We start from the raw sequence: 26,706 nt of genomic DNA, 5'->3' as shown, positions 1-26,706 counted from the left end.
AAACATTGCCCTTCCGTGAGAAAATCCACGGAAGAGCGATAGCTTTATTTTTTCCAGTTTTTTAAGGCATCGGCAAAGGCATTGCCCATAGCACTATTGTTTTGGGAACGTGAGGTCCGATCTTGTCGTGTATGGTGAGATCGTGGTTTCGCCGATAAAGTGCGGTCAGATTTATCGCTGTTTTTCACCGCGCTTTCTTCTAACCGCATCGTCAAGGCAATACGTTTACGGGGAATATCCACCTCTAATACTTTAACTTTAACGATATCCCCGGTTTTCACCACTTGATGCGGATCTTCAACAAATTTATCACTAAGTGATGAAATATGCACCAACCCGTCTTGGTGAACCCCAATATCCACAAAGGCACCGAAATTGGTCACATTCGTAATCGTGCCTTCTAAAATCATCCCGGCTTTTAAATCGGTAATTTCTTCTACCCCTTCAATAAAGGTAGCGGTTTTAAATTCACCACGAGGGTCACGCCCCGGCTTTTCCAATTCTTTGAAAATATCTTGTACGGTCGGTAAACCAAAACGCTCATCAGTAAACTGTGCGGCATTAAGCTGACGAACTGTACTGCTTCCCATTAATTCTTGAATAGATTGTTGGGTCGCCTGCAAGATTTTTTCCACTAATTCATAAGCCTCAGGGTGAACGCCTGACGCATCGAGCGGATTTTTACCTCCGGCAATACGCATAAAACCGGCACATTGTTCAAAGGCTTTTGGCCCTAAACGAGGCACATTTTTCAATTGTTCACGGCTGTCAAAACGACCGTTTTCATCACGATAAGCCACAATATTTTGTGCTAAGGTTTTTGTCATCCCTGCAACACGGGCGAGTAATGGGGCGGAAGCCGTGTTTAAATCGACCCCAACGGCATTCACACAATCTTCCACCACCGCATCTAATTTACGCGCTAACTGGGATTGATTAACATCATGCTGATATTGCCCTACACCAATGGCTTTAGGCTCAATTTTCACCAGTTCCGCCAATGGGTCTTGTAATCGGCGGGCAATAGAAACCGCACCACGCAAGGATACATCTAAATGTGGAAACTCATTAGCGGCAAATTCGGAAGCAGAATAGACCGAAGCCCCCGCTTCACTCACCACCACCGTTTGTGGTTTATTTTCTTTGATTTCTTTAATCACTTCTTTCGCAAAACGTTCTGTTTCACGAGAGGCTGTACCATTACCAATGGCTATCAACTCGACATTATGTTGGCGGATTAAGCTAAATAAAGTCATTTGTGCTTCGCTTTCACGGCCGGTATGAGGATAAATGGTTGCCGTATCCAATAATTTTCCGGTGTTATCCACCACTGCCACTTTCACCCCGGTGCGTAAGCCCGGGTCAAGCCCCATAGTATTTTTTGAGCCGGCAGGTGCCGCCATTAAAAGTGCGGTCAAATTTCGGGCAAAAACATCAATGGCTTCTTCTTCCGCTTTTTCACGCAGAGCGCTCATTAATTCCGTTTCTAAATGGAGAGAAACTTTAATCTTCCACGTCCAAGCAATCACTTGCTCACGCCATTTATCTGCCGGCTGACCGCTTAAACGGACGCCCAAATGTTCTTGAATAATGTCTTCACAATAACTGTGACGAGCCCCTTCTTCCGCATCGGGATCGGCATTTAAGGTCAGCTGTAAAATGCCTTCATTACGTCCTCTGAACATGGCTAAAGCACGGTGTGACGGCACATTTTTCAATAATTCCTGATGATCGAAATAATCTTGGAATTTTGCTCCCTCTTGTTCTTTCCCTTCTGCTACTTTTGCTTCAATTTGTGCATTTTGCTGTAAATATTGACGCACTTTTGCCAATAATTGGGCATCTTCAGCAAAGCGCTCCATTAAAATATAGCGAGCGCCATCTAATGCCGTTTTGGTATCTGCAACATCTTTTTCTTCATCTACGAAAGAAAGTGCGGTCGTTTCCGGATCATTTTTTGGTTCGTTCCAAAGTAACTCGGCAAGTGGCTCAAGCCCCGCTTCAATGGCAATTTGTCCTTTGGTACGGCGTTTCGGTTTGTAAGGCAAATAGAGATCTTCAAGTTCGGTTTTACTTTGTGTCGCTTCAATTTGCGTACGCAATTCATCGGTGAGCTTGCCTTGTTCTTCAATGGATTTCAAAATACTTTGGCGGCGATCTTCAAGTTCACGCAAATAGCCTAAGCGGCTTTCAAAATGGCGAAGTTGGGTGTCATCCAACCCACCTGTCGCTTCTTTACGATAACGTGCAATAAATGGAATAGTGTTACCGTCATCTAGCAATTGAATGGCGGCGAGAATTTGATGAGAAGCAACATTAAGTTCTGCTGCGATAATTTGACTAATTTGTTGATTTAACATCGGTATACGTCTTTGTTGAAAATAAAATCGGGCATAGAATACTGGTTTTGATACCTTGGCTCAAATATAATTCAATAAATTTTCCAACCTTTACAAAAGAAATGGCAAAATCCAATTACATTACACGCCAAGGCTGGAACGCCTTGGACAAAGAACTGAAATTCTTGTGGAAAGAAGAACGCCCCAAAGTCACCCAAGCGGTTTCTGATGCCGCCGCTTTAGGGGATCGCAGTGAAAATGCGGAATATATTTACGGCAAACGCCGATTAAGAGAAATTGATTGCCGTGTGCGTTTTCTCACAAAACGTTTGGAAGTTTTACAAATTGTGGATTACAACCCCAAACAAGAAGGCAAAGTGTTTTTTGGCGCTTGGGTGGAATTAGAAGATGAAAATGGAGAAGTGAAGCAATATCGCCTTGTAGGTTGCGATGAGTTTGATCCGGCAAAAAATTGGATTTCGATTGACTCTCCGGTTGCCCGGGCTTTGATTGGAAAAAGTGTTGATGATGAAGTGATGGTGGAAACCCCTTCGGGGCGGATTACACTTTATGTTAATCGTATCTGGTACGAAAATATCTAAATTTTTCATCATTTTGATAAAAGAGAACCCACACATAGAAAGTGCGGGTTCTTTTTTCATTGATTTACCATTAGGCTTTAGGGCCTGCGGCGATTAACGCTTTTCCTTCTGCATTGGTCGCATATTTCTCAAAGTTTTTGACGAAACGACCGGCTAAATCTTCCGCTTTCGCTTGCCATTGGGCTTTATCTGCATAAGTATCACGAGGATCTAAGATAGCAGGATCGACCCCCGGCAATGCGTTTGGAATCGCTAAGTTGAAGATTGGTAATTCACGCATTTCAGCTTGTTCAATAGAACCGTCTAAAATCGCATCAATGATGCCACGGGTATCTTTGATTGAAATACGTTTGCCTGTACCGTTCCAACCGGTATTCACCAAATACGCTTCTGCCCCTGCCGCTTGCATACGTTTTACTAACACTTCCGCATATTGTGTTGGGTGAAGCGTTAAGAATGCCGCACCAAAACAAGCAGAGAACGTTGGTGTTGGTTCAGTGATACCCCTCTCCGTCCCTGCCAATTTTGCAGTGAAACCGGATAAGAAATAATATTTGGTTTGTTCCGGCGTTAATTTAGAAACCGGTGGTAACACCCCAAAGGCATCGGCAGTGAGGAAAATCACTTTGGTGGCATGACCTGCACGGGAAATCGGCTTAACAATATTATCAATGTGATAAATTGGGTAAGACACACGGGTATTTTCAGTTTTTGAACCGTCATCAAAATCCACAGAACCATCAGCACGAACCACCACGTTTTCTAACAAGGCATCACGGCGAATGGCACGATAAATATCCGGTTCGTTTTCTTCGGAAAGGTGAATGGTTTTCGCATAGCAGCCGCCTTCGAAGTTGAAGACACCGACATCATCCCAACCATGCTCATCATCACCGATTAACTCACGTTTTGGATCGGTTGAAAGGGTGGTTTTACCTGTGCCGGATAAACCGAAGAAGACCGCAACATCACCTTCTTTGCCCACATTCGCAGAACAGTGCATGGAAGCGACACCTTTAAGCGGTAGGAAATAGTTCATAATAGAGAACATCCCTTTTTTCATTTCACCGCCATACCAAGTCCCGCCGATTAACTGAATTCGCTCTGTTAAATTGAATGCCACAAAGTTTTCAGAATTTAATCCCTGTTCTTTCCAGTTTGGATTGGTGACTTTAGAACCATTCATCACCACAAAATCAGGTTCAAAATTTTTCAATTGTTCTTCTGTTGGGCGGATAAACATATTTTTTACAAAGTGCGCTTGCCATGCCACTTCAGTCACAATACGCACAGCAATGCGATCTTGTTCGCTTGCGCCACAGAAACCGTCAATCACAAACAAGCGTTTACGGGAAAGTTGATTGGTGACTAAATCTTTCAAGCTTTGCCAAGTTGCCTGATTCATCGGTTTATTATCATTTTTTGCCGCATCCGACGTCCACCAAACGGTATCTTTGGTTTTTTCATCTAATACAATGTATTTATCTTTTGGCGAACGGCCGGTAAAAATGCCGGTATCCACTGCCACCGCACCGGTTGTGGTTAATGTACCTTTTTCAAAGCCCTCTAAACCCGGTTTGGTTTCTTCTTCGAATAATTGCTCATAGCTTGGATTATAGACAACCTCTTTTACATCATAAATGCCTAATGTCTCAAGTTGTTTGATTACTTTGTTTACATCTGTCATAACTCACCTCTATGGAAAAAGTCTAAAATTTAACCTATGTTTATTCTAAATAAAGTGAATTAAAAAAAATGTTAAGTAGATCTCATTTTTGAAAATTGATGATTATTTTGAATTTTTTGGAGGGATTTGATGATCTGTATCAAAAAGTGCGGTCAGTTTTTGGTGTGATTTTAATAACAGAACAAGGATTACTCTGCACCTAAAAATCCCCCTATCCGAAAGGTAGATAAGGGGATTATCGCTCTCACTGTGCTATGATAAGCATTGATGACTTAGAGAATATGCTCATATTGTTCCAACATTGCTTTCGGCCACACACTGGATTGTACCTCACCGATATGTTTTTTACGCAATAAGAACATCGCCATGCGTGATTGACCAATACCGCCACCAATGGAAAGTGGTAATTTCCCACTTAGCAATTCTTGATGCCAATCCATTTTTAAGCACTCTTCTTTACCGGTTAATCCCACCTGTAAACGAAGTGCTGCTTCATCCACACGGATCCCCATAGAAGATAACTCAAATGCACTATTGAGCTGTTCGTTCCAAACGAGAATATCACCATTTAAACCTTTGTAGCCATTCTCCGATTCTGTTGTCCAGTCATCGTAGTCCGGTGCACGTCCATCGTGAGGTTTACCATCGGATAGTTTGCCGCCGATACCAATTAAAAATACCGCACCATATTCTTTACAGATGGCGTTTTCCCGCTCTTTACTGGAAAGATCAGGATAGCGTTTCACCAAATCTTCACTGTGCACAAAAGTAATTTGTTTTGGCAACACGGAAGGAATATCAAAACGCGCCTCCACCGCAAGTTCTGTCAAACGAATAGCACGATAAATTGCATTAACGGTTTCTTTTAAATACGCAAAGTTACGGCGACCGGCAGGAATGACTTTTTCCCAATCCCATTGATCCACATAAATGGAATGGGTCGGATCTAAAGAATCTTCATCAGGACGTAAAGCCTTCATATGAACAAAAAGCCCTTCTCCCTCTTTAAAGTGAAAACGGGCAAGGGTATGACGTTTCCATTTTGCCAAAGAGTGCACCACTTCATACACCGCATTTGGAATACACTTCACATGCACTTGAACGGCTTTCTCAATACCGGATAAGTTGTCTTGCATACCATTGCCCACTTCACTTAGGATAGGGCCTTGCACTTCAATAATACCTAACTGTTCGATTAAGTTTTGAGTGAACGTGTTCTTAACAAAACTGATCTCTTGCTGCTGTAAAATAAATGTTTTTTTCATATTTTCCGCCTATTTCTAAAGGAACAAGTAAAGTTTTGCGTATTATTTAACAAACCATCACTTTCTTTCAAGTGATTTATTTACATTTAAAATAATTTTAAATATTATTCAATTAAATGGTGATTTATTAAATTTTTTCTAAAGGAGGCTTTTATGCATAATATTGATAATCTCGATCAACAAATTCTCCGTGTTCTCACCAAAGATGCACGCACACCTTATGCTGAAATGGCAAAAAATTTTGGCGTTAGCCCCGGCACAATTCACGTTCGGGTAGAAAAAATGCGCCAATCCGGTGTGATTGAAGGCACAAAAGTGATTATTGACGAACGTAAACTTGGCTATGATGTTTGCTGTTTTATCGGCATCATTTTAAAAAGTGCAAAAGATTACGAAAAAGTGATAAAAAAACTGGAAACCTTTGATGAAGTGGTAGAAGCCTATTACACCACAGGCAATTACTCGATTTTCATCAAAGTAATGACCCACACCATAGCCGAACTACATTCGGTTTTGGCCACCAAAATTCAATTAATTGATGAAATTCAATCCACCGAAACACTGATTTCCATGCAAAATCCTATTTTGAGGGATATTAAGCCTTAAAAATGTTTCTTTGATGGAATTTACCTCTACGACAATGGCGAGCAGTGAATATCTTCTATTCATAGGGAAAAATGACTGAACTCTAAAACAATTTAGCCAATGGATATGATATGAGGTAAATTCCCTCAAGCTCTCTTAATTGGGAAATTTACACAAATTTAAGCCCAATTCCCCCCTCAATTTATTCATTCTCTTCCTGTTAACAAAATTTAGTTTGCACGATATATCGTGCAATTCTAAAAATTGAGTCAATCACCACTTTCTCCTACATTGTCATCAATACTTAAGTCAATGGAGAAAAACACAATGTCAAAAGAAATTGCCCTCATGTTAATGAGCCACGGAAACTTTGCTAAAGCGGCAATAGAAAGTGCGGAATTAATTGTGGGAAAACAAACAAACTTTGAAACCTTATCAATATTTACCGTAGATAACGTTTCTCACTTAAAACAAGAATTACAAGAGAAAATCGCCTCATTAGATACACAATCAGGGTTGATTTTTTTAACTGATATTCTCGGTGGCACACCGATGAATTTGGCCTCTCACTTACTCACAAAAGAAAATATTTTAGTCTGTTGCGGATTGAATTTACCCCTATTACTCGATGTACTAATGAATCGTGATTTACCATTTGATGAAATGAAATCGCTTATTCAAACAGCCTATCAAAACGGATTAACCATTCGAGATTTCAATGATTTACAAAAACAGGAGGACGAAGATGATTTGCTTTAGTCGCATTGATGATCGCTTAATTCACGGACAAGTCGTTACCACTTGGGTCAATCTATTCAAAGTAGAACAAATTGTGGTGCTAAACGATAAATTAGCGACCGATCAAACTCAAAAAAATATTTTAGCTATGGCTGCTCCACAAGACATCAAAGTTGTCGTACTGACAATTGAAAAATTTGCAGAAATTTATCGAACCAAAGGACTCAGCAGACGCACAATGTTACTGTTTACCAACAGTATTGATGTGTTATCAACCGTCAATGCAGGCGTTCCTATTAATGAGCTAAATGTTGGCGGAATGCGTTTTCAAGAGGGGAGAACCCAATTAACGAAAGCTTTATCTGTGACTAACGAAGAGCGTTCGGCTTTTCAACAACTTTTGGATAAAGGGGTGACGGTGACCATTCAAATGGTACCCAATGATGAAAAAGTAAACTTAACGGAGGTGATTAAATGATAACTGCACTTTTCGTTGCATTATGGGCGGGTATTTGTGCGATTGATGATATCGGTACGCAAATGATTAGACGACCACTCTTGATCGCAACAGTTGTCGGCTTAATTATGGGTGACTTACAGACCGCACTTTTAATTGGGGCAACCTTAGAGGTGATGTGGATGGGCGTAGGGAATGTTGGTGCCTATTCCGCACCGGATATGATTTCAGGTACCGCAATTGGCACAGCATTAGGTATTGCCGCAGGAGGTACTGAAGCAGCGATTGCCCTTGCTGTTCCAACCTCATTACTTGCTCAGCAACTTTTGATTTTATACCGTTCGGGCATTGTAGCCCTAAACCCAATTGCAGAGCGTTGGGCCGAAGAAGGAAATTTCGATAAAATTTTTCGGATCCAATATATTCCGATGACAATCGCTTTCTTAATTCGTGCTGTGCCTACCTTTTTAGCTGTCTATTTCGGTGCGGATTTAATCGCACAAATCGTGGCACAATTACCGGGTAAAATGATTACCGGTTTAAATGTTGCCGGCAAAATCATTCCCGCTATCGGTATTGGTTTACTTATGTTAATGATGTTGAAAAAAGCAGAACTCTGGCTCTTCTTAGTCGCAGGTTTCACGCTCGCTGTTTATCTTAAATTATCCGTCTTACCGATTACCCTAATTGCCTTACCGTTAGCCCTAATTTATGACTTGGCAATTCATAAAAATACTCAAGCGGTAGCTTCCAATCAAAATACGAATGATGAGGACTATGACCTATGACCCAGCAAACTTCACACAAAATTACTAAACAGGATTTAAATAAAGTCTTTTGGCGAATGCAGTTACTTAATGTCACCAATAATTATCAATCTATGCAGGCAATCGGTTTTCTATCCAGTTTTATCCCTGTTTTAAAACGACTTTATCAAGATAAACCTAAAGAACAGAAAGTCGAGGCAATGAAACGTCATTTAAAATTCTTTAATAGCCACGTCAATTCAGATGCCTTAATTCTAGGTATTACGGCAGCGGTGGAAGAATCCACCCAAGAAAATGAAAAAGAAACCGTCACCGCAATAAAAACCGGTTTAATGGGGCCGCTAGCAGGATTGGGTGATAGTATTTTGAAATTCACTTGGTTACCTATCTGTGGCAGTATCGGTGCAGCACTCTCACTAAATGGTAGCCTGTTAGGCCCCATTTTAATGTTCTTGCTCTACAACATTGTCAATGTTGCCTCCAAATATTATGGTATCCATTATGGTTACCATAAAGGGATGGATATGATTAACGGTAACAGCAATATTTTACAACGTGTCAGCAATATGGCGAACGTTGTGGGGCTAATGGTTATCGGCGCATTAATCGCTTCTGTTGTGAGGGTAAAATTCGGTGTCGAATTTAGTGTGGGTGAAAATACGATCAAACTGCAAGAAATGTTTGATAAAGTGATGCCCGGTTTGTTCAGCCTATTAGTCACGGTCGGTATTTATTCAATACTGAAGAAAACCAATGGTAAATATGCCGCCACACTGATTATTGGCACAATGCTCCTCTGTATTGCACTTGTCTATTTGGGAGTATTAGTAAAATGACGGCAAATTTACAACAACAAGCCCAATTACGAACCCTCCCCATAGAAGGAATGAATAACTTTCGTGATATGGGGGGCTATCTCACCCAAGATTACCGAAAAGTCAAATGGCAACGACTTTATCGTTCCGATCATTTATACAATGCGACTGAAAATGGGATAGCAATGTTAAAACCTCTGAATATTCAGGCAGTGATCGACTATCGCAGCCCAAATGAAATTGCTAAATATCCCAATAAGGTGATAAGTGCTGAGAAAATTTACCAATTTGACCCCAACGCTCACACGGCAGAATTGGCTGCACAATTCACTTCATCAAAGGAAAATGAAGATGAAAATCTGGTGAATAAAATTATTGAGCAGAAACAAAACGGTTGTTTGATACATTATGATGATATTGTGATGAAACAATACAAAAATTTTGTGGAAAAACCAGAATGTCAAAAAGCTTTTGCTTCAATGTTAAAAGTTGCTGCAAATCTGAAAGGGGAGGCATTTATACAACATTGTCGAGGGGGAAAAGATCGCACCGGTTTTGGCGCTATGTTATTGCTAGGGGTTTTAGGGGTCGATAAAAATCAAATTATTAATGATTACATGCTGACCCATATCAATCGCTTGGAACGTAATCGTCAAAAAATGGCAATTTATCGTCAACTCACCCAAGATCAAGAAGTATTGAACTATCTTTATTCACTTATTGATACCAAACCCGAATTCATTGAAATGTCGATTGATACCATTGAACAGAAATATGGTTCAATTCAACGCTATACTGAACAACAACTTGGTATCAGTAAGGCTGAAATCCTTCAATTACAAGCAGATTATCTTGAATAATCAGGTCATATCTTCTCAAAGTGCGGTCAATTTTGCCGATATTTTTGCGTTATACCGCACTACTCAATAATTGAGGTCTAACATGAAAAAATCATGCCTTTTGCTACTCTGCGCTATGAACTTTTTATCAAATTATGCCGTAAGCGCTGTATATACTACGCCAACAACCGACTATCAGCTGGAAAAAATCTTTATTTTTAGCCGACACGGTGTCAGAACGCCGATTATCAAATCGGATAGTCAACTCACACAAGTTACCCCCTATCAATGGACGGCTTGGCAAGAAGCCCCGGGAGAATTAATGTCTAAAGGCGCTGACTTGGAGGTTAAATTCGGGCGTTATATTCGAGATTACCTCAATCAACAAGGTTTAACAAAAATCAACCAATGTTTACCACCTGAACAAGTGTTGATTTATACCAATAGCCTTCAACGAACCTTAGCAACAGGCCAGGCATTAACATTGGGGCTCTTCCCCGGCTGTGGCATTCAGCCGGTAAACAATAGAGCCCTTGGCACAATGGATCCGGTATTTAATCCGATTGTGCGTAATGATAGCGAAACCTTCAAACAAGCGGTCATTTCCCGGATTCCGTTAAAACAAACTCATCAAAAATTACAAACAGCATATCAAGTGCTTGGTGAGGTGATTGATTATGCCCAATCCCCGCATTGCAAAGGCAAAACCGACTGCGCTTTTTTCTCCGAAGAAGGAACACTGAAAATTGAAAAAGGAAAAGAGGTGGGAGTATCCGGTTCATTACGTTTGGGTAAAACGATTGTGGATAATTTGTTGATTGAGCTTTATGCTAATCCGCTTTCATCAAAAATTCTCAGCCGATTAACACCGGAAAAATGGGAAATCATCAATCAAATTAAAAATGAATATTTCACCGTGTTACGAGGCGAAAAATTCATCGCAAGCCACCTTGCCCAACCCTTAGCTACATTTATGCAGCAAGAATTGAACAATTCCCAACGAACAATGAGTTTATTGGTCGGACATGATACTAATATTATTACCCTACTCGGTGCATTAGGGGTAAAATCATACCGCTTGCCAAATCAGTATGAATCGACACCAATCGGAGGGAAAGTCTTTTTTGAAATATGGCGGGATAAAAAGAACAATACAAAATGGGTAAATACACAATATGTTTATCAAAGTATTGAACAAATTCAGCAAGATCAAGCATTAACACTGGCCACTCCACCACAGTCCGTTCAACTTCATTTTGAACAATGCAAAGAAAATGAACTAGGATTTTGTGCATATTCGGATATTGAAACAAAATTGACTGAAATTATAAATCAATCATTCGATTAGATTAAATAAAGGCTGTTATTTCGAACAGCCTTAATACATTAAAAGAAAGGGAATTAAATGGATATTAGTCAAATTTTAAGGATATTAGATAAAAATAAACGGTATAAAGCGATTTTTCTACTGTTATTAAGAAATAACCAACATATCAACAGTGAAAAGTTATCAAGTGAAATACAAGTAAGTAGCCGAACAATAAAAAATGATATCAAATATTTAAAAGAAGCATTAGAAAAATATCAAATTTCTATTTTTTCTAAAGCTGCTTATGGTTATAAATTGCATATCGAACAAGATGAATTAGCCAACGCCTTACTTTCCCACTTTCAAATCTCACAACTTTCTAATATCAATAATAAATTTGAACATAGAGTTAACTATATTCTACGCCAATTACTTTCTAGTGAGCACTATATTAAAATTGAGCAATTACAAGAAGCTCTCTTTTTAAGTTTTAACAGCTCGTTAAGCAAAGAACTCTATCAAGTAAGAAAAACACTCGAAAAATATGATCTAAAATTAGTGAGCAAACCTTATTATGGTATAAAAATTGAAGGTGCAACCTTTAAGAAAATCATGCTTACGGTGAGAATGTATAAATATTTTAACTATAAAACGAAACCAAATTTTTTCATACCTCAATTCAATCAACTTTTTAATCATCCTAAAAAAGAAAAAATTCGTCTTATATTAAATAAAACATTAATTCAATCTGAAATTGTGCTTTCTGACATCTATGCAGAACGATTTTTGTTATATCTGATTTATTTTTATCATCAATACGATCGCCAAAAAGATTATCATATTGAGCTCCCCGTTTTGCCGTTCCACTATAAAAAGACAAAAGAATATTTATTTTTAACTCAATTGAGTGAAAACCTACAACAGGAAAAAAATGCCCTTTTATTCTCTCCGGAAATAATGCGTTTTCTCACTTACATTCTCATAATGAGCAATGATCTTTATCGCTATGCAGATTGTAGTAAAGAAAACTATAATAATCTCATCAAGCAAACGACAGAAATTCATCAATTTATTTTTAATGAAATCGCCGCTATTTTATATGTAGATATTTCAACAGATCACACAGGTTTCAAGGATCTGTTTAAATTACTCATTCCAATTACAGTAAAAATTTCACTTGGCGTATCAGATGATGTAGATCTTGGTTTTTACAATACGAATACTATTCAATCTAACCCTTTGCTACTTAAAGTTGTTGAACGTTTAAACAAGGTATTTAAACAAAAATATTACTATCAATTTTCACAACGAGAGAATTACTTTATTTTTGATATACTCTCCGGCATTTTCAATCGAATAGAATTGAGTAAAAAGAAACTGAAATTAGCGATCATCTCAATTAATGGTAGGTTAAGCACCCAACAAATCAAATTCAATTTAAAAAACTATTTTAGTAATGAAATACTCAAAATTGATACCAAAATGCTCTATGAATTGGAATTAAATAAAAATCTTGATTATGATTACTACCTATGTAATAGCTATGGCCAAAATATGGATATTCCTTATTCTCCTATCTATTATGCTGATGACAACATGCAAGAGAATGAATATGTGAGCTCACTTTCCTCTATTTTCTACCATACCTATCAATATGATAAAACCTTACCTAAAATCACACCTAAACTTATTCCAAAAGAATATAAACTCAATATATTCCCTATCCAAAATCACTTAGAACAAGGCAAAAACTATCTCTACTTAGATATTTTATCTAAAAAACAGAAAATAGGTATTTACTGCAATTTATCTGCGAAAGAAGAAAAATTTGATATCTATCATTTCTCAGATAGTGAAGATTTCACTTTACATAGTGAAATTATCTTTATGGTAATTAATCTTAATATTAACCAGAATACTCAGAAGCTAAAAATGTTGATGAATATTATTAAACAAATTGTAGGTCATCAACTTGATTTACGCCAACTTTGTTTAAGTGAAAATCCTAATTATCAATTCTTTTTTATGCCGGATTATTACAACATTTAAAGCTATAGTTAATGGAAGATTAAACCATAACCTTTCATTATCACTGAAATTTGATATCGTTAAGGAGACATCAATGAAAATGTTTAAAACCCACCGACTTTTTACCGCACTTTTATTAGGAATAGGGGCACTTTCCCTTTCAGGATGCGTACAAAATACCCAAGATATATCACCGCTTGGTTTTACTTTATCAAGTGTCGTTGAAGCACCAAAGGGTAAAGAAAGCGGACGTGGAGAGGCGATTGAACATCTCGTTGTAACTTATGCTCAAGATTATGAAAACGATCCTTATTTGAAAGATGATGTGAAAGCTTTCCGTCGCTGGGAATGGCAAAAGCTTTATCGCTCTTTAGATCAAAAAGTGAAAGAAAAACCTGATTATCTCAATACATACCGACTTCAAGTTGAAGCCTATCTCATTAATAAAGACTATCGCCAAGCCCTTTCTCAGTTAGATCAAATTTTACGCCGTAAACCAGATGATCTACATGCCCTTGCAGTCAGTATTTTGGTAGCAAGAACCTTAGAAGATGAAAAACAAGTCAATCAACGTTTCAATGCCTTAGAAAAACGTTCACCACAAGCGGCACAGACGATGCGTAATTTTTTCCGTTTCACCGAAAAAATTCTACAACAGCCATTTTCCGCTCAACCTCAAACCCAATTGAAATTTGATGCTATTGCCGTATTCGGGCAATCACCCAATCCGGACGGTTCACCATCAAAGGGCTTATTACAACGCTTAGAAAAAACCAAAGAAATGGCGGAAAAATATCCAAATGCAAAATTGGTACTAAGTGGAGGGCCAGTCAAAACGCCTTACGCAGAATCCGATGTGATGGCAAAATGGCTGAAAGAAAATGGCGTAAATCCAAATCGTTTCTTATTTGATCCGATTGCCCGAGATACCCCGGGAAATGCAATTGGTATGGTAAAACTGTTTAAACACCATAACCTGCATACTATTCTTGGTGTCGGAACACAACTTCATATCCCAAGAGCCACCGCTGTATTAAAAGGTTACGCTGATTATGTGGGCTATCCGCTCAAAATTGACGGCGTTGGCGGTGGGAGCGCACCAAGTGCTGAGAAAAAACAGATTGAAGCGCTTTATACCTATGTCAATGTTGCCCGCTCAATGGGATTATTCACGCTCAGTGATTTTCAACGTTTCCAATAATCATTAAAACTCTACAATTTCTCAATCATCTCTCCCCGTTTAAAAACAAACGGGGAAGGGATTTGGTACGTTTTTTATAAGGTAAATATGATGAAAAAATTAGGCTTATTTTTATTAACTTCAGCTCTTGTCCCTTACTACTCTTTTGCCGCATCAATCTATCAAGAAGGGGGCTCTCGAATCGATTTAGGGGGTTCACTCCGCTTCCAAATACACCATAAACAAGGCGAACGCACCGATTTAGACGATAATGGCTCACGCATTCGTTTGCGGATAAACCATAAAATTAGTGAAAATTTAACTGCACTTGGTAATGTCGAAATGCGTTTTACCGATAAAAAAACAGGGAGTTCACTCTACACTCGCTATCTTTACGCCGGTTTTCAATATAAACCACTGGGCACTTTCACTTTTGGTAAACAAATCACTAATGGTGATTTACTCAGTGCAGCAGATTACAGCTATAACCTAACCGATGTGAAAAAAGTGATTAAACGGGCAGATCAGGTCATTCATTTCACATCAAGAGAGTTCTACGGTTTTAAAGTCGGAGCAGATTATATTTTTGGTGAAAGCGGTAAACAAACCGTAGATAAAAGCGGACAAGTAAAAATGTTACCGAACACCAATGGTTATGTTTTAGCACTATTTTTCAATAATACTTTTCAAGATTGGAAAGTTGATGCGAAAGTGGGTGTTAGCCGTCAACGGAAATCAGAAACCAATATAGAACGGGCATTAGGATTGGGGTTAGGATTAACCTATCACGATTTTTCTGTGGGCTTGGATTACGGTCGCCGCCGCTATCATCAACAATATGGTTTTGGTTGGCGAGGACAAAAAGTCGAAGTAAAAAACAAACAAAGCAATGCCCAATTCCACCAAGTGGAAGAATGGCTCGCTGCTGCCAAATATCAATTTAATCCGAAAAGTAAAATTTATGCCGGCTATTTGTGGGGGAAAGCGCAATCACCAATCAAAAATGGTAAAGAAAACTTCACTACACGAAAATTAAAAGGAATTATTTTAGGCGTAGATTACAAATTACATCGCCAAGTCGTCGCATTTCTTGAGGGGGCAAAATACCGCTATAACGGAGGAAAATCAGCAAAACAACATTTTGTTAATCATTCAGATTATGTTGTTAGTGCAGGATTAAGAATTCATTTTTAAATAGATACATCAACATCCTATTTTGAGGGATATTAAACCTTAATATTTTTTAATGGGAGGAAACATAATATAGCGCAGGGATTTCAATCGCAGTGGGGAAAGCAAAGAGAGTGGCGGAAAGTCATGGGAGTCGAACCCACCCGAGAACGCTGGCGTCCTCAACAGGATTTGAAGTCCTGCCACCTCACCGGAGATGACGACCTTCCAAGGTTGAAATTGGCGGTACTTTAGCGTAAATTAGCCGCCAATTCAACGTTATTTTAAACGGGTTCAAAAATGACCGCACTTTTTCAACAGCTACCTGCCGTTGATAAACTTCTCAAAATGCCACAGGGTGAACAACTTATCGCCGAATTTGGCCATTCCGCCGTGGTGGCGATGTGTCGAGAATTATTAACACAGGCACGCCAATCCATTCAAAAAAATCATCAACTTCCTGACTATTTCAATGATATTGAACGCACCTTTGCTGAACTTCAAGTGCGTTTACATCAGCAAAATACCGTACAAATTAAAACCGTACATAATTTGACCGGCACTATATTACACACCAATTTGGGCCGGGCAATATGGTCGGAAGCCGCACAACAAGCCGCATTATCTGCCATGCAGGGAAATGTTGCCTTGGAATATGATTTGGAAGAAGGCAAACGAGGTCATCGTGATCAGCAAATTAGTGTGCTGTTATCCCATTTAACCGGGGCAGAAGCAGCTTGTGTGGTAAATAATAATGCAGCGGCGGTGCTTTTAATGTTAGCAACCTTTGCCCAAGGTAAAGAAGTGGTTATTTCTCGTGGTGAACTTATTGAAATCGGCGGGGCCTTTCGTATTCCGGATATTATGGTTCAGGCGGGGTGTCATTTAGTGGAAGTGGGTACAACCAATCGCACGCATTTAAAGGATTATCGCCAAGCCATCACTGAAAACACGGCATTGTTAATGAAAGTGCATAGCAGTAATTATCAAATTTTAGGTTTTACTTCATCGGTTTCAGAGCAAGCATTGGTTGAGCTGGGGAAAGAGATGAATGTACCGGTAGTGACGGATCTCGGCAGTGGCGCCCTCATTGATTTAAGCCAATACGGTTTACCAAAAGAGCCGACTGTGCAAGAAAAAGTGGCTCAAGGGGTGGATTTAATCAGCTTCTCCGGCGATAAATTATTAGGAGGCGTGCAGGCGGGTATTATTGTGGGGAAAAAAGAATGGATCGCACAACTGCAGGCTCATCCGTTAAAACGGGTATTACGTTGCGATAAAGTTACCCTTGCCGGGTTAGAAGCCACCTTGCGTTTATATTTGAATAGGGAAAAATTAACGGAAACTCTGCCGACATTACATTTGCTCACTCAATCCCTTGAAACATTACAGGATAAAGCAGAACGCCTTAAAGTGCGGTTGGAAAAACGGTTAAATTCACAGTTCGACATTCAAATTGAAGAAAGTCAGGCTCAGATCGGCAGTGGCTCACAACCCATGGCACGCATTCCTTCCCTTGCCGTCACCATTGCGGAAAAAACGAATATGAAATTAACCGCACTTTCCGAACGTTTCAAAAAACGCTCTCAACCCATTATCGGGCGAATGGAAAACGGCAAATTATGGTTGGATGTTCGCAGTGTGGCGACAATAGAAATGTTATTACAAGTGGTGGATGAATTATGATTATTGTCACATCAGGGCACGTTGATCACGGCAAAACCGCATTACTTAAAGCCCTCACCGGCACACATACTGCGCATTTACCGGAAGAAAAAAAACGAGGTATGACGATCGATCTGGGTTATGCCTATTTGCCACTCGGTGAGGGGAAGAAAACACTCGGGTTTATTGATGTACCGGGGCATGAGAAATTCCTATCAAATATGCTGGCAGGCTTAGGTGGCGTTCATTATGCCATGCTGATCGTGGCTGCAGATGAAGGCATTGCCGCACAAACCAAAGAACATTTAGCGATTTTACGTCAATTACAGTTCCATGAAATTATGGTGGTGATCACCAAAGCGGATCGCACGAATTCTGAGCAAATTGACACATTAATCCGACAAATTAAGCAAGATTATCCGTTTTTGAGCCAAGCAAAATATTTCATCACCTCAGCCGAAACCGGGCAAGGTATTGAGGCGTTGCGTGATTATTTACAACAGCTTCCGGAGCGGGCGGAAACCCAAAAACCATTCCGTTATGCCATTGACCGGGTTTTTAGTGTTAAAGGGGCGGGAACCGTCGTCACTGGTACGGCTTTTGCCGGCGTGGTGCAAGTGGAAGATGAACTTTTTCTTTCTACCGGACAAAAAGTTCGGGTGAAAGCCATTCATGCACAAAATACACCAAGCGAACAGGGTGTGGCTGGACAACGTTTGGCACTCAACCTCAATGTAGATTTAGATCGCATTTCGATAAAACGGGGAGACTGGTTATTACAAACTTCCCCCCCTTCGCCAACCTCACGCATCAGCGTAGAGATTTTGGCAGAGATGCCATTAAATGAAAGCCAACCTGTGCATATTTATCACGCTGCCAGCCGCACAACGGGTAAACTGGTGCTGCTACAAGATAAAAACGTGGCAAAAAATGACCGCACTTTGGCAGAAATTATGTTGGATACGCCGCTCTTTTTAGCCTTTGGCGATAAACTTATTTTGCGTAGTGGTGATGCGAAAACCCTTGTGGCAGGGGCAAATGTTTTAGAAATTCATTCACCCAAACGCCATAAAAGAACAGAAGTGCGGTTGAATTTCTTGGCAAATTTAGCGCAAGCGAAAAGTGCCTCACAACGCATTGCGCTTACCTTACAACAAACGGCTGTTGCTACCTCTCAGTTAATGTGGAGCGAACAACTCAACATCAGCCAGTTAGATAACGCCTTGGCAGAATGTGGCGCAATGCGTTATCAAGATATCTGCTTTAATGCGGCTTATCAGAAAGAAAAAACGCAGCAAATTTTGACCGCACTTTCCACCTACCATGAACAACATAACGATCAGTTAGGGGTGAGCAAAGCCCGTCTTTATCGTATGGCGGCGCTCAACCAACCGGAAAATCTGATCTATTACTTTATAGATGAAATGCTAGAGAGGGGGGCTGTTCAACAAACCCGAGGCTGGATTCATTTGCCTGAGCATAAAATCCGTTTTACGGAGCAAGAACAAGCCCAATGGCAAGTGATCTTGGCGGAATTTGAACAAGCCAACGGACAAGCGATTTGGGTGCGTGATATGGCAAAAGCACTGGGGCTTGATGAAAATACAATGCGTAATTTCATGTATAAAGCTGGGAAATTGGGCTATTTAACCCCGGTTGTGAAAGATCGCTTTTTCTTAACAGAAAATATCTACGCTTACGCACGTTTAGTAAAAGAAATTGTCAAACAAAAGGGCAAAGTTTCTGTAAATGAAGTTCGCGACCAATTAAATTTTGGCCGAAAACTGACGGTACAGCTTATGGAATATTTTGACCGTACAGGGTTTTTACGCAGAAAAGGCAATGAGCATATTTTGCGTGACGACCATACCTTTGATCTATAAGGATACAGTATGAAAAAAACATTGATTTCAGTCGTAATTTTAACCGCACTTTTCACCACCGGCTGTCAGGATAAAGAAGCGCAAGCAAAAATTGAGCAACTTAATCAAACAGTCGCCCAAATCACCGCTGAAAATACGCAATTAAAAGCAGATTTAAACGCAGAAAAAGAACGGGCATCAAACATTATTCCAGCCATTTTTACGCAAGAAGATGTGGTATTTAAAAAATCAGAAACCCTCAAATTCCCGAAACCAAAAGCGGGAGAAGACTATTGGCCGGAAGAAGGCCGAATTGACTATGGGATTTCCACATTAAAAACCAATATTGATTGGTTAAATACCCTATTATGGGAAGAACTCACTCGAGATGGCAACAACGTGCCTACCCGTGAACAGATCATTCAATATTATCAAAAAGGATTTGATGAAACCCGCCGAGCCATGTTGGAAGAGCCGAGTTTGGCGTTTGAAACCAACAGTTGGGTGAATTTTATTGGGCAGAAAGAAAAATTAGCCACCTTTTCCATCGGGACTTATGATTTTACCGGGGGCGCTCACGGAATGGGGGAAACACGTTATTTAACGGTTGATCTCACTTCTCACAAAATCTTAAAACTCAAGGATTTATTCGATGAGAACAGCTTGCCTAAGGTGAAAGCACTACTTTGGGATAATTATACGCAACAGGGTACGATAAAAGATGAGGATACCTTTACACCAAAAGCCGATTTTAATGTCTCTGATAACATTTATGTCGATTCTGAAGGGGTACATTTTATTTACAGCGCTTATGCTATCGCCCCTTATGCTGCCGGTGAGCCGGATTTAACATTAAACTGGTGGCAATTAAAGGATTTGTTAAAAACTGAGTTTAAACAACAAAACTATGTGAATTTTGATCTCGATAAGGACTAGGTTGAGAGTTCTTAAGTGGTATTCAGAATGAAGAAAACTGGAAAGTGCGGTGATTTTTCACCGCACTTTTGTTTTAGAACAAATTTCAAATGTGTTTTAGCGGGTATAATCACAATGGGTGAAGATTTTCTTTACTCATTTTTGTTATTTGGAGAAAGCAAATATGTCGGATGTAAAAATACCCTCTGCGGTGGAAGTAAAATTAGGCTTCCAATGGCAAGGGTTGTTGATTTCAATTTTAGTGGGTGTCGGAATCTATTTGATCCCAACACCTGAAGGCTTAACACCTCGTGCTTGGGGAATGCTTGCCCTATTTGTGGCAACGATTGTGGCAATCATTGCCAAAGCGATGCCAATGGGGGCTGCAACCTTAGTGGCGTTAGTCATTAGTGGATTAACCGGCCTCACCCCAATCAAAGCAGGTAAAGACGAAGTAGCAATGCTATCTGGTTTTTCAAATGCGACAATTTGGTTAATCGGTATTGCGATGTTTCTATCCCGTGCAGTGATTAAAACCGGTTTAGGAAAACGTATTGCCCTTTACTTTGTTGCAAAATTTGGTAAGCGTATGATGGGCGTGGCTTATGGTATGGCATTGGCGGATCTGGTTATCGGCCCGGGCATTCCCTCTGCTTCCGCCCGTGGCGGTGGCATTATGTACCCAATTATGCAATCTATTGCCGATGCTTATGATTCCAAACCGGGGCCAACAGCACGCCGTGCCGGTGCATTTTTAGCCATAGCGGTTTCACAGATTGATACCATTGTTTGTACGATGTTTTTAACTGCGATGGCAGGAAACCCGTTAATTGCGGAATTAGCAAAAGGACAAGGCGTTGAAATTACTTGGATGACTTGGTTTATCGGGGCGATTGTACCGGGTATTGTGAGTTTGATCCTCTTACCTTATTTGGTGTATTTATTCTATCCACCGGAACTGAAAGACACACCTAAAATGGCTGAAATGGCGAAAAATGAATTAAAAGCCATGGGGCCTATGTCTACGGCAGAAATTATTCTTGCCCTTGATTTCGTACTATTACTTGTGCTTTGGACAGCAGGCGATCTTGTGTTTGGTATTTCTGCAACAACCTCTGCCTTTGTTGGATTGTTGATCCTCTTATTAACCAATATTATGAGTTGGAAAAACATCGTTTCGGAAACCATTGCTTGGGATACCATGTTTTGGTTTGCGGTGCTGGTAATGATGGCCAATGCACTAAACAAGTATGGCACGATTAGTTGGATCTCAACGCATATTTCTAATTATGTGGGTGTATTTGATTGGCCGATTGCCTTTACCATTTTAGTGTTGGTGTATTTTTACACGCGTTATTTCTTTGCCTCTGCCATGGCGCATATTTCAGCCATGTATTTGGCATTTTTAGCTGCGGCGATTGCTGTGGGAACGCCACCAATCATTGCTGCAATTGGTTTAGGATACACTTCTACACTTTCAATGAGTTTAACTCAATATGCCGGTGGGCCGGGGCCTGCATTATTCGGTTCGGGTTATAACACAACCGGTCAGTGGTGGGGGATCAGTTTTATTGCCTCTATTTTCTCATTGCTTATCTGGTTTGTCGTCGGTGGACTTTGGATGAAACTATTAGGATGGTGGTAATGGCCTAAAAAAGCATAGCATTTTTCGTTGGAAAAACGGAATAATGCTATGCTTACCTCGCTCTTGATGTTTTCATCTTTGGCTATTCTTAATCCATCATTTGAAGCTATTTTGTTCACTGTGTCATACGACACAATAAAAAAATCTGCACCCTAATCAGTGAGTTACCCCACTTTTGAGATGCAGATTAACCTATGGTTATTTTAACTGCTCAGTGTTAGCAATTAATAAACGCCTTGTGCCAACATGGCATCAGCCACTTTCACAAAACCTGCGACATTCGCTCCTACCACATAATTAATGTTTTCTTGACCTTCAAGCGTACCGTATTTTTTACAGTTTGCATGAATATCTAACATAATGCGGTGTAATTTGGCATCCACTTCCTCTGCTGTCCAATAAAGACGTTGTGAGCTTTGTGCCATTTCTAAACCGGAGGTAGCCACCCCACCTGCGTTAGCCGCTTTACCCGGCCCAAATAATACACCCGCCTCTAAAAATGCATCGGTTGCTTCAATAGAAGTTGGCATATTCGCCCCTTCTGCTACTAATTTCACACCATTTGCGATCAATGCTTTTGCATCGGCAATTTCAAGTTCATTTTGGGTAGCACAAGGCAGCGCAATATCCACTTTCACTTCCCAAGGGCGTTTGCCTTCCACATATTGCAAGCCAAACTGCGCAGCATAATCTTTTACACGGCCACGTTTAACGTTTTTAATTTCGAAAAGAGCGCTCAATTTTTCAGTAGTAAAACCTTCAGGATCATACACATAGCCGGAAGAATCTGAACAGGTCACCACTTTTGCCCCTAAAGCTAAGGCTTTTTCAATGGCATATTGTGCCACATTTCCAGAACCTGAAACCGACACCACTTTGCCCGCAAAGCTATCCCCTTTTTCGGCTAACATCGCTTGAGCAAAATAAACTAATCCGTAGCCGGTTGCTTCCGGACGAATTAAACTCCCACCAAAAGATAAGCCACGTCCGGTGAAAACACAGGCTGCTTGGTTTGATAATTTTTTCATATAGCCCGCAAGGTAACCTACTTCACGCCCTCCTACACCGATATCACCGGCAGGAACATCCGTATCTGCACCGATATGACGATATAATTCCGCCATTAATGCTTGGCAAAAACGCATCACCTCTGCATCCGATTTGCCTTTAGGGTCAAAATCCGAACCGCCTTTGCCACCACCCATTGGTAAAGTAGTGAGAGCATTTTTGAAAATTTGCTCAAAGCCTAAGAATTTTAAAATTGAGAGATTAACAGAAGGGTGGAAGCGCATACCGCCTTTGTAAGGCCCAATGGCACTATTAAATTGCACTCGAAACGCACGGTTTACTTGAACCTGACCTTTATCGTCTGTCCAAGCGACACGGAATTGAAAAGCACGCTCCGGCTCAACTAAACGTTCTAATAAGGCCTCTGAACGATACTTTGGATTGGCTTCCAAAAACGGCCAAATAGAGGTAAAAACTTCACGAACCGCTTGTAAAAATTCAGGTTGATGACCATCACGCTGTGCGACTTTTGCTAAAAATGCTTCTAAAGATGAGACTGTTGACATACTGTGTTCCCTTCTTAATTTTTGATGTTAATGTGTTTGTTTTATTATGAGCAACCGTTTGCGAACGGTAGGGACACAATATGCAATGACTAATTTAATATTGCAATGATTTTTTTAAGGAAAAAATGAGTAAAAAAGAAAAAACGAGAAAATATTTAATATTTTCTCGTTTTTATTAGATGACATTTAATTTTCGTGATAAAGATCACCTTTTTGGTATAAAAACTACTTATTTTTACCCTCTAAATAGAGCCATTCCGCGACTTGTTTTGCAAAATAGGTCAAAATGCCATCAGCCCCTGCGCGTTTAAAACAAAGGAGGGATTCCATAATACATTCTTTCTCTTTTAACCAACCATTTTGAATGGCCGCCATATGCATGGCGTATTCGCCGGAAACTTGATAGGCAAAAGTCGGAACGCCAAAATGTTTTTTCACACGATATACCATATCCAAATACGGCATCCCCGGTTTTACCATCACCATATCCGCCCCTTCCTGCAAATCCAGTGCCACTTCTTGCAAGCCTTCATCACCATTTGCCGGATCAAGCTGATAAGTTTTCTTATCCCCGCCTTTAAGGTTAGAGGAAGAACCGACCGCATCACGGAAAGGTCCGTAATAATTTGAAGCATATTTTGCAGAATACGCCATAATTTGCGTATTGATAAAGCCGTTTTCTTCCAACGCTTGGCGAATACGCCCGATACGTCCATCCATCATATCGCTCGGTGCAACGATATCTGCACCTGCCTGTGCATGAGAAAGTGCTTGTTTCACTAAAACCTCTGTGGTGATGTCATTTAATACATAACCTTCCTCATCAATAATGCCGTCTTGCCCATGAATAGTGTAAGGATCAAGGGCGACATCGGTTAACACACCTAATTCCGGATAGGCTGCTTTTAAGGCTTTTACCGCACGTTGTACCAAACCATTCGGGTTATAAGCTTCTTCCGCCATTAAGGTTTTCTTGCTTTGTTCAATAACCGGGAAAAGTGAAATAACCGGCACACCATATTTCACTAACAGACCGGCTTCGATTAACAGTTGATCAATGGTTAAACGTTCTACTCCCGGCATAGAAGGAACAGGTTCCCGGTAATTTTCCCCCTCTAAAATAAACACCGGATAGATTAAATCATCGGCCGTGAGTTTATTTTCAGCCACAAGACGACGGCTAAAATCATGCTTACGCAAACGGCGTAAGCGGCGAGTAGGAAATCCTGTAAAAATTTGTTGGGTCATACTGTTATCCTTTTACTGATTATTTATGACAAGAAAGGGGGCAATGCCCCCATTTGTTATTCCGTTTTTTCTTCCGAATTTTTCACCGCACTTTCTTCCACTTCATCCTTTGGTTGATAGAAACGGGCAACTAATAACCCCACTTCAAACAATAACCACATAGGAACAGCCAGTAGGGTTTGAGAAAATACATCAGGTGGTGTAAGAATCATACCGATAAAAAAGGCGGCGACAATAATATAAGGGCGTTTTTCTGAAAGGGATTTTACAGTGGTCACCCCTGTCCAGCAAAGCAAAATAATGGCAATCGGCACTTCAAAACACACACCAAAGGCAAGAAATAGTGCTAAGGCAAAATCAAGGTAGCTACTGATATCTGTTGCAATCGCCACGCCTTCCGGAGCGGTTTGTGTGAAAAAGCCGAAAACAAAGGGAAAAACCACATAGTAGGCAAAGGCAACACCGCAATAAAATAAAATCGTACTGGAAAAGAGCAGAGGATAAATCATCCGTTTTTCATGTTGGTACAATGCCGGCGCAATAAACGCCCAAATTTGATAAAGCAAATAAGGGACAGAAATAAATATCGAAACAATTGCGGTTAATTTAATTGGGGTGAAAAAAGGGGTTTGGATATTCGTTGCAATCATCGTTGCCCCTTTTGGCATGACTTCCGTGAGGGGGGAGGCAACGAAATGATAAATATCATTAGAAAAATACACCAAACTGACAAAGATAACCGCAACACAAATTACACAACGTAATAAACGGTTTCTTAATTCAACAAGATGGCTAATAAGAGGTTGAGATTCATCCACTTGATTCATAAAAACTCTCTATGATTGGGATTTGGGTGCCGGTGCAACGTCCATATCATCCGGGGGATAATAATCGGATAAACGCTCCGTTAATTCGGCTTGTTCGTGAGGTTCAAGTGCGCTCAGATCTGAGGATGATTTTTCATCGGTTTCTAAGACTTCAGGTGTTTCTGATATCTCTTCTGAAACCACACTGTTGTCAGATTGAATCTCTTCAGCCGAACGTTTGATTTCTTGAATTTGTTCTTCCACCGTTGTGCCCGCCTCAGCCGCTTTTGCCTCTAATTCGGTGCGCATTTTATCTGCTTGCGCTTTTAATTCTTCCACGGTTTTACTAAGCTCGGGAGAAAGGGTTTGCAAATTCAAGGATTCTGCTTTCTTAATACTATCCTGCAATTCTTGTAATTTCAGTTCTTGTTTTAATTCATTTTGAACATTTGCCGCTAACCCACGAATGGTTTTCACCCAGCCCATGACGGTTCTAATTGCCACCGGTAAACGTTTAGGGCCGAGCACCACTAGGCCGACAATCATCAATAAAACAAGTTCAGAAAAACCAATATCAAACACGGGTTATGCCTGTTCTTTCTCTTTTGTGGTTTCAGTTTTTGCGGTTTCGTTTTTTACAGTTTCAGTATGGTTATCAATAGATTTAAATTCCGCGTCTTTGGCTTTTGGCTCACCATCTTGCATAGCTTTTTTGAAACCCTTAACTGCTGCACCTAGATCAGCCCCTGCATTTCTTAATTTTTTCGTACCAAAAACCAATAAAATTACCACTAATAAGATAATCATTTGTGCTGGAGATAAACCAAACATAATTACATTCCCTTCTTCTAAAAATAAAAATTTGGGCTGACTATACTCTTTTTGACCTCATTGAACAATAGCTAAAGCGAATTATTTTTCCCACTTAAAAAGTGCGGTTAATTTTGATAGAGAATATTGTGACAAGTTAGACCCAGAAAATTCTTAGGGTGAAATAGCTTCACTTTACTTTATTGTCTCTCTAATGCGAGGAAAACTAAAAGAAAATCTACTCTTATTACAGAAAGGTAAGGGATAAATATGTGGGAAGAAAATAAAATTAGAGGAGAATAAAATTCGAGGAGCACAAAAACAAAGTGAGCACCTTAACAGGTACTCACTTCAAAAAATAATGCTTAATGTTTTTACGTTAATTATTTAATAATTTTCG

At 40.0% G+C, this 26,706-nt stretch carries 23 protein-coding genes and 1 tRNA gene; 15 read left to right on the top strand and 9 right to left on the bottom strand.

The window, feature by feature from the left end; translation table 11 throughout:
• Positions 1 to 44 precede the first annotated feature (44 nt).
• Entirely contained in the window at positions 45 to 2,360 is a 2,316-nt protein-coding gene (locus BKK48_RS06795) for a Tex family protein (RefSeq protein WP_077427383.1), read from the bottom strand.
• A 101-nt stretch (positions 2,361 to 2,461) separates the two neighbouring features.
• On the opposite strand from BKK48_RS06795, the gene greB reads away from it, so the two are divergent.
• On the top strand, positions 2,462 to 2,941 hold the full coding sequence (greB, locus tag BKK48_RS06790) for a transcription elongation factor GreB (protein WP_077427382.1): 480 nt from the start codon (positions 2,462 to 2,464) through the stop codon (positions 2,939 to 2,941).
• Between the two features lie 70 nt (positions 2,942 to 3,011).
• On the opposite strand, the gene pckA is transcribed toward greB, so the two are convergent.
• Together pckA and asnA are read right to left on the bottom strand one after the other, a co-directional pair.
• The gene (pckA, locus tag BKK48_RS06785) at positions 3,012 to 4,628 is read right to left on the bottom strand and encodes a phosphoenolpyruvate carboxykinase (ATP) (protein WP_077427381.1); all 1,617 of its coding nucleotides are present in this window, start codon (positions 4,626 to 4,628) and stop codon (positions 3,012 to 3,014) included.
• A 272-nt stretch (positions 4,629 to 4,900) separates the two neighbouring features.
• Positions 4,901 to 5,893 (bottom strand): aspartate--ammonia ligase, encoded by a 993-nt coding sequence (gene asnA, locus BKK48_RS06780; RefSeq protein ID WP_077427380.1) that lies wholly within the window; start codon positions 5,891 to 5,893, stop codon positions 4,901 to 4,903.
• A 153-nt stretch (positions 5,894 to 6,046) separates the two neighbouring features.
• On the opposite strand from asnA, the gene asnC reads away from it, so the two are divergent.
• The 10 genes from asnC to BKK48_RS06730 all read left to right on the top strand — a co-directional run bounded on the left by asnC (position 6,047) and on the right by BKK48_RS06730 (position 15,805).
• Complete coding sequence (gene asnC / locus BKK48_RS06775) at positions 6,047 to 6,499, top strand: transcriptional regulator AsnC (protein WP_077416789.1); 453 nt, start codon at positions 6,047 to 6,049, stop codon at positions 6,497 to 6,499.
• A gap of 306 nt (positions 6,500 to 6,805) precedes the next feature.
• On the top strand, positions 6,806 to 7,237 hold the full coding sequence (locus BKK48_RS06770; protein WP_077427379.1) for a PTS sugar transporter subunit IIA: 432 nt from the start codon (positions 6,806 to 6,808) through the stop codon (positions 7,235 to 7,237).
• A complete protein-coding gene (locus BKK48_RS06765; protein ID WP_077416701.1) occupies positions 7,224 to 7,694 on the top strand; it encodes a PTS sugar transporter subunit IIB in 471 nt (156 codons plus the stop codon). Before BKK48_RS06770 ends, BKK48_RS06765 begins: the two co-directional genes overlap by 14 nt.
• The gene (locus BKK48_RS06760; RefSeq protein ID WP_077427378.1) at positions 7,691 to 8,461 is read left to right on the top strand and encodes a PTS mannose/fructose/sorbose/N-acetylgalactosamine transporter subunit IIC; all 771 of its coding nucleotides are present in this window, start codon (positions 7,691 to 7,693) and stop codon (positions 8,459 to 8,461) included. Before BKK48_RS06765 ends, BKK48_RS06760 begins: the two co-directional genes overlap by 4 nt.
• Positions 8,458 to 9,276 (top strand): PTS system mannose/fructose/sorbose family transporter subunit IID, encoded by an 819-nt coding sequence (locus tag BKK48_RS06755; protein ID WP_077427377.1) that lies wholly within the window; start codon positions 8,458 to 8,460, stop codon positions 9,274 to 9,276. Before BKK48_RS06760 ends, BKK48_RS06755 begins: the two co-directional genes overlap by 4 nt.
• On the top strand, positions 9,273 to 10,115 hold the full coding sequence (locus tag BKK48_RS06750; protein ID WP_077427376.1) for a tyrosine-protein phosphatase: 843 nt from the start codon (positions 9,273 to 9,275) through the stop codon (positions 10,113 to 10,115). Before BKK48_RS06755 ends, BKK48_RS06750 begins: the two co-directional genes overlap by 4 nt.
• A 115-nt stretch (positions 10,116 to 10,230) precedes the next feature.
• Positions 10,231 to 11,442: a histidine-type phosphatase gene (locus BKK48_RS06745; RefSeq protein ID WP_208604184.1), complete on the top strand. Its 1,212-nt coding sequence runs from the start codon at positions 10,231 to 10,233 to the stop codon at positions 11,440 to 11,442.
• Between the two features lie 57 nt (positions 11,443 to 11,499).
• A complete protein-coding gene (locus BKK48_RS06740) occupies positions 11,500 to 13,452 on the top strand; it encodes a BglG family transcription antiterminator (RefSeq protein WP_077427374.1) in 1,953 nt (650 codons plus the stop codon).
• Between the two features lie 73 nt (positions 13,453 to 13,525).
• On the top strand, positions 13,526 to 14,632 hold the full coding sequence (locus BKK48_RS06735; RefSeq protein ID WP_077427373.1) for a YdcF family protein: 1,107 nt from the start codon (positions 13,526 to 13,528) through the stop codon (positions 14,630 to 14,632).
• A gap of 87 nt (positions 14,633 to 14,719) precedes the next feature.
• Positions 14,720 to 15,805: a porin gene (locus tag BKK48_RS06730; protein WP_077427372.1), complete on the top strand. Its 1,086-nt coding sequence runs from the start codon at positions 14,720 to 14,722 to the stop codon at positions 15,803 to 15,805.
• A 111-nt stretch (positions 15,806 to 15,916) separates the two neighbouring features.
• Here BKK48_RS06730 and BKK48_RS06725 read toward each other — a convergent pair.
• A tRNA-Sec gene (locus tag BKK48_RS06725) sits at positions 15,917 to 16,011 on the bottom strand.
• Positions 16,012 to 16,081: 70 nt separating this feature from the next.
• On the opposite strand from BKK48_RS06725, the gene selA reads away from it, so the two are divergent.
• The 4 genes from selA to BKK48_RS06705 all read left to right on the top strand — a co-directional run bounded on the left by selA (position 16,082) and on the right by BKK48_RS06705 (position 21,868).
• Positions 16,082 to 17,467: an L-seryl-tRNA(Sec) selenium transferase gene (selA, locus tag BKK48_RS06720; protein WP_077427371.1), complete on the top strand. Its 1,386-nt coding sequence runs from the start codon at positions 16,082 to 16,084 to the stop codon at positions 17,465 to 17,467.
• Complete coding sequence (gene selB, locus BKK48_RS06715; RefSeq protein WP_077427370.1) at positions 17,464 to 19,329, top strand: selenocysteine-specific translation elongation factor; 1,866 nt, start codon at positions 17,464 to 17,466, stop codon at positions 19,327 to 19,329. The genes selA and selB overlap by 4 nt, the downstream gene beginning before the upstream one ends.
• Before the next feature lie 9 nt (positions 19,330 to 19,338).
• Complete coding sequence (locus tag BKK48_RS06710; RefSeq protein WP_077427369.1) at positions 19,339 to 20,244, top strand: RsiV family protein; 906 nt, start codon at positions 19,339 to 19,341, stop codon at positions 20,242 to 20,244.
• Positions 20,245 to 20,407: 163 nt separating this feature from the next.
• Positions 20,408 to 21,868: a DASS family sodium-coupled anion symporter gene (locus BKK48_RS06705; protein WP_077427368.1), complete on the top strand. Its 1,461-nt coding sequence runs from the start codon at positions 20,408 to 20,410 to the stop codon at positions 21,866 to 21,868.
• A gap of 224 nt (positions 21,869 to 22,092) precedes the next feature.
• On the opposite strand, the gene gdhA is transcribed toward BKK48_RS06705, so the two are convergent.
• From gdhA to tatA, 5 genes are all read right to left on the bottom strand, one after another.
• A complete protein-coding gene (gdhA, locus tag BKK48_RS06700) occupies positions 22,093 to 23,442 on the bottom strand; it encodes an NADP-specific glutamate dehydrogenase (protein WP_077427367.1) in 1,350 nt (449 codons plus the stop codon).
• 225 nt (positions 23,443 to 23,667) lie between these two features.
• Entirely contained in the window at positions 23,668 to 24,690 is a 1,023-nt protein-coding gene (gene hemB, locus BKK48_RS06695) for a porphobilinogen synthase (protein ID WP_077427366.1), read from the bottom strand.
• A 56-nt stretch (positions 24,691 to 24,746) separates the two neighbouring features.
• Positions 24,747 to 25,517, bottom strand: coding sequence for a twin-arginine translocase subunit TatC (tatC, locus tag BKK48_RS06690; protein ID WP_077427365.1), 771 nt, complete (start codon positions 25,515 to 25,517; stop codon positions 24,747 to 24,749).
• Positions 25,518 to 25,526: 9 nt separating this feature from the next.
• Complete coding sequence (gene tatB / locus BKK48_RS06685; RefSeq protein ID WP_077427364.1) at positions 25,527 to 26,078, bottom strand: Sec-independent protein translocase protein TatB; 552 nt, start codon at positions 26,076 to 26,078, stop codon at positions 25,527 to 25,529.
• 3 nt (positions 26,079 to 26,081) lie between these two features.
• Positions 26,082 to 26,327, bottom strand: a complete 246-nt coding sequence (gene tatA / locus BKK48_RS06680) for a twin-arginine translocase TatA/TatE family subunit (protein ID WP_077427363.1) — start codon at positions 26,325 to 26,327, stop codon at positions 26,082 to 26,084.
• Positions 26,328 to 26,706 lie beyond the last annotated feature (379 nt).

It is taken from the genome of Rodentibacter heidelbergensis (assembly GCF_002000125.1).
In the GTDB taxonomy this organism is placed as follows: Bacteria; Pseudomonadota; Gammaproteobacteria; order Enterobacterales; family Pasteurellaceae; genus Rodentibacter; species Rodentibacter heidelbergensis.
This window is presented reverse-complemented; position numbering and strand designations above follow the sequence as displayed.

Bases quoted from the DNA above. Each gene is read 5' to 3' on its own strand.
- BKK48_RS06795 (WP_077427383.1), bottom strand. From the start codon at position 2,360: ATGTTAAATCAACAAATTAGTCAAATTATCGCAGCAGAACTTAATGTT.
- greB (WP_077427382.1), top strand. From the start codon at position 2,462: ATGGCAAAATCCAATTACATTACACGCCAAGGCTGGAACGCCTTGGAC.
- pckA (WP_077427381.1), bottom strand. From the start codon at position 4,628: ATGACAGATGTAAACAAAGTAATCAAACAACTTGAGACATTAGGCATT.
- asnA (WP_077427380.1), bottom strand. From the start codon at position 5,893: ATGAAAAAAACATTTATTTTACAGCAGCAAGAGATCAGTTTTGTTAAG.
- asnC (WP_077416789.1), top strand. From the start codon at position 6,047: ATGCATAATATTGATAATCTCGATCAACAAATTCTCCGTGTTCTCACC.
- BKK48_RS06770 (WP_077427379.1), top strand. From the start codon at position 6,806: ATGTCAAAAGAAATTGCCCTCATGTTAATGAGCCACGGAAACTTTGCT.
- BKK48_RS06765 (WP_077416701.1), top strand. From the start codon at position 7,224: ATGATTTGCTTTAGTCGCATTGATGATCGCTTAATTCACGGACAAGTC.
- BKK48_RS06760 (WP_077427378.1), top strand. From the start codon at position 7,691: ATGATAACTGCACTTTTCGTTGCATTATGGGCGGGTATTTGTGCGATT.
- BKK48_RS06755 (WP_077427377.1), top strand. From the start codon at position 8,458: ATGACCCAGCAAACTTCACACAAAATTACTAAACAGGATTTAAATAAA.
- BKK48_RS06750 (WP_077427376.1), top strand. From the start codon at position 9,273: ATGACGGCAAATTTACAACAACAAGCCCAATTACGAACCCTCCCCATA.
- BKK48_RS06745 (WP_208604184.1), top strand. From the start codon at position 10,231: ATGAACTTTTTATCAAATTATGCCGTAAGCGCTGTATATACTACGCCA.
- BKK48_RS06740 (WP_077427374.1), top strand. From the start codon at position 11,500: ATGGATATTAGTCAAATTTTAAGGATATTAGATAAAAATAAACGGTAT.
- BKK48_RS06735 (WP_077427373.1), top strand. From the start codon at position 13,526: ATGAAAATGTTTAAAACCCACCGACTTTTTACCGCACTTTTATTAGGA.
- BKK48_RS06730 (WP_077427372.1), top strand. From the start codon at position 14,720: ATGATGAAAAAATTAGGCTTATTTTTATTAACTTCAGCTCTTGTCCCT.
- selA (WP_077427371.1), top strand. From the start codon at position 16,082: ATGACCGCACTTTTTCAACAGCTACCTGCCGTTGATAAACTTCTCAAA.
- selB (WP_077427370.1), top strand. From the start codon at position 17,464: ATGATTATTGTCACATCAGGGCACGTTGATCACGGCAAAACCGCATTA.
- BKK48_RS06710 (WP_077427369.1), top strand. From the start codon at position 19,339: ATGAAAAAAACATTGATTTCAGTCGTAATTTTAACCGCACTTTTCACC.
- BKK48_RS06705 (WP_077427368.1), top strand. From the start codon at position 20,408: ATGTCGGATGTAAAAATACCCTCTGCGGTGGAAGTAAAATTAGGCTTC.
- gdhA (WP_077427367.1), bottom strand. From the start codon at position 23,442: ATGTCAACAGTCTCATCTTTAGAAGCATTTTTAGCAAAAGTCGCACAG.
- hemB (WP_077427366.1), bottom strand. From the start codon at position 24,690: ATGACCCAACAAATTTTTACAGGATTTCCTACTCGCCGCTTACGCCGT.
- tatC (WP_077427365.1), bottom strand. From the start codon at position 25,517: ATGAATCAAGTGGATGAATCTCAACCTCTTATTAGCCATCTTGTTGAA.
- tatA (WP_077427363.1), bottom strand. From the start codon at position 26,327: ATGTTTGGTTTATCTCCAGCACAAATGATTATCTTATTAGTGGTAATT.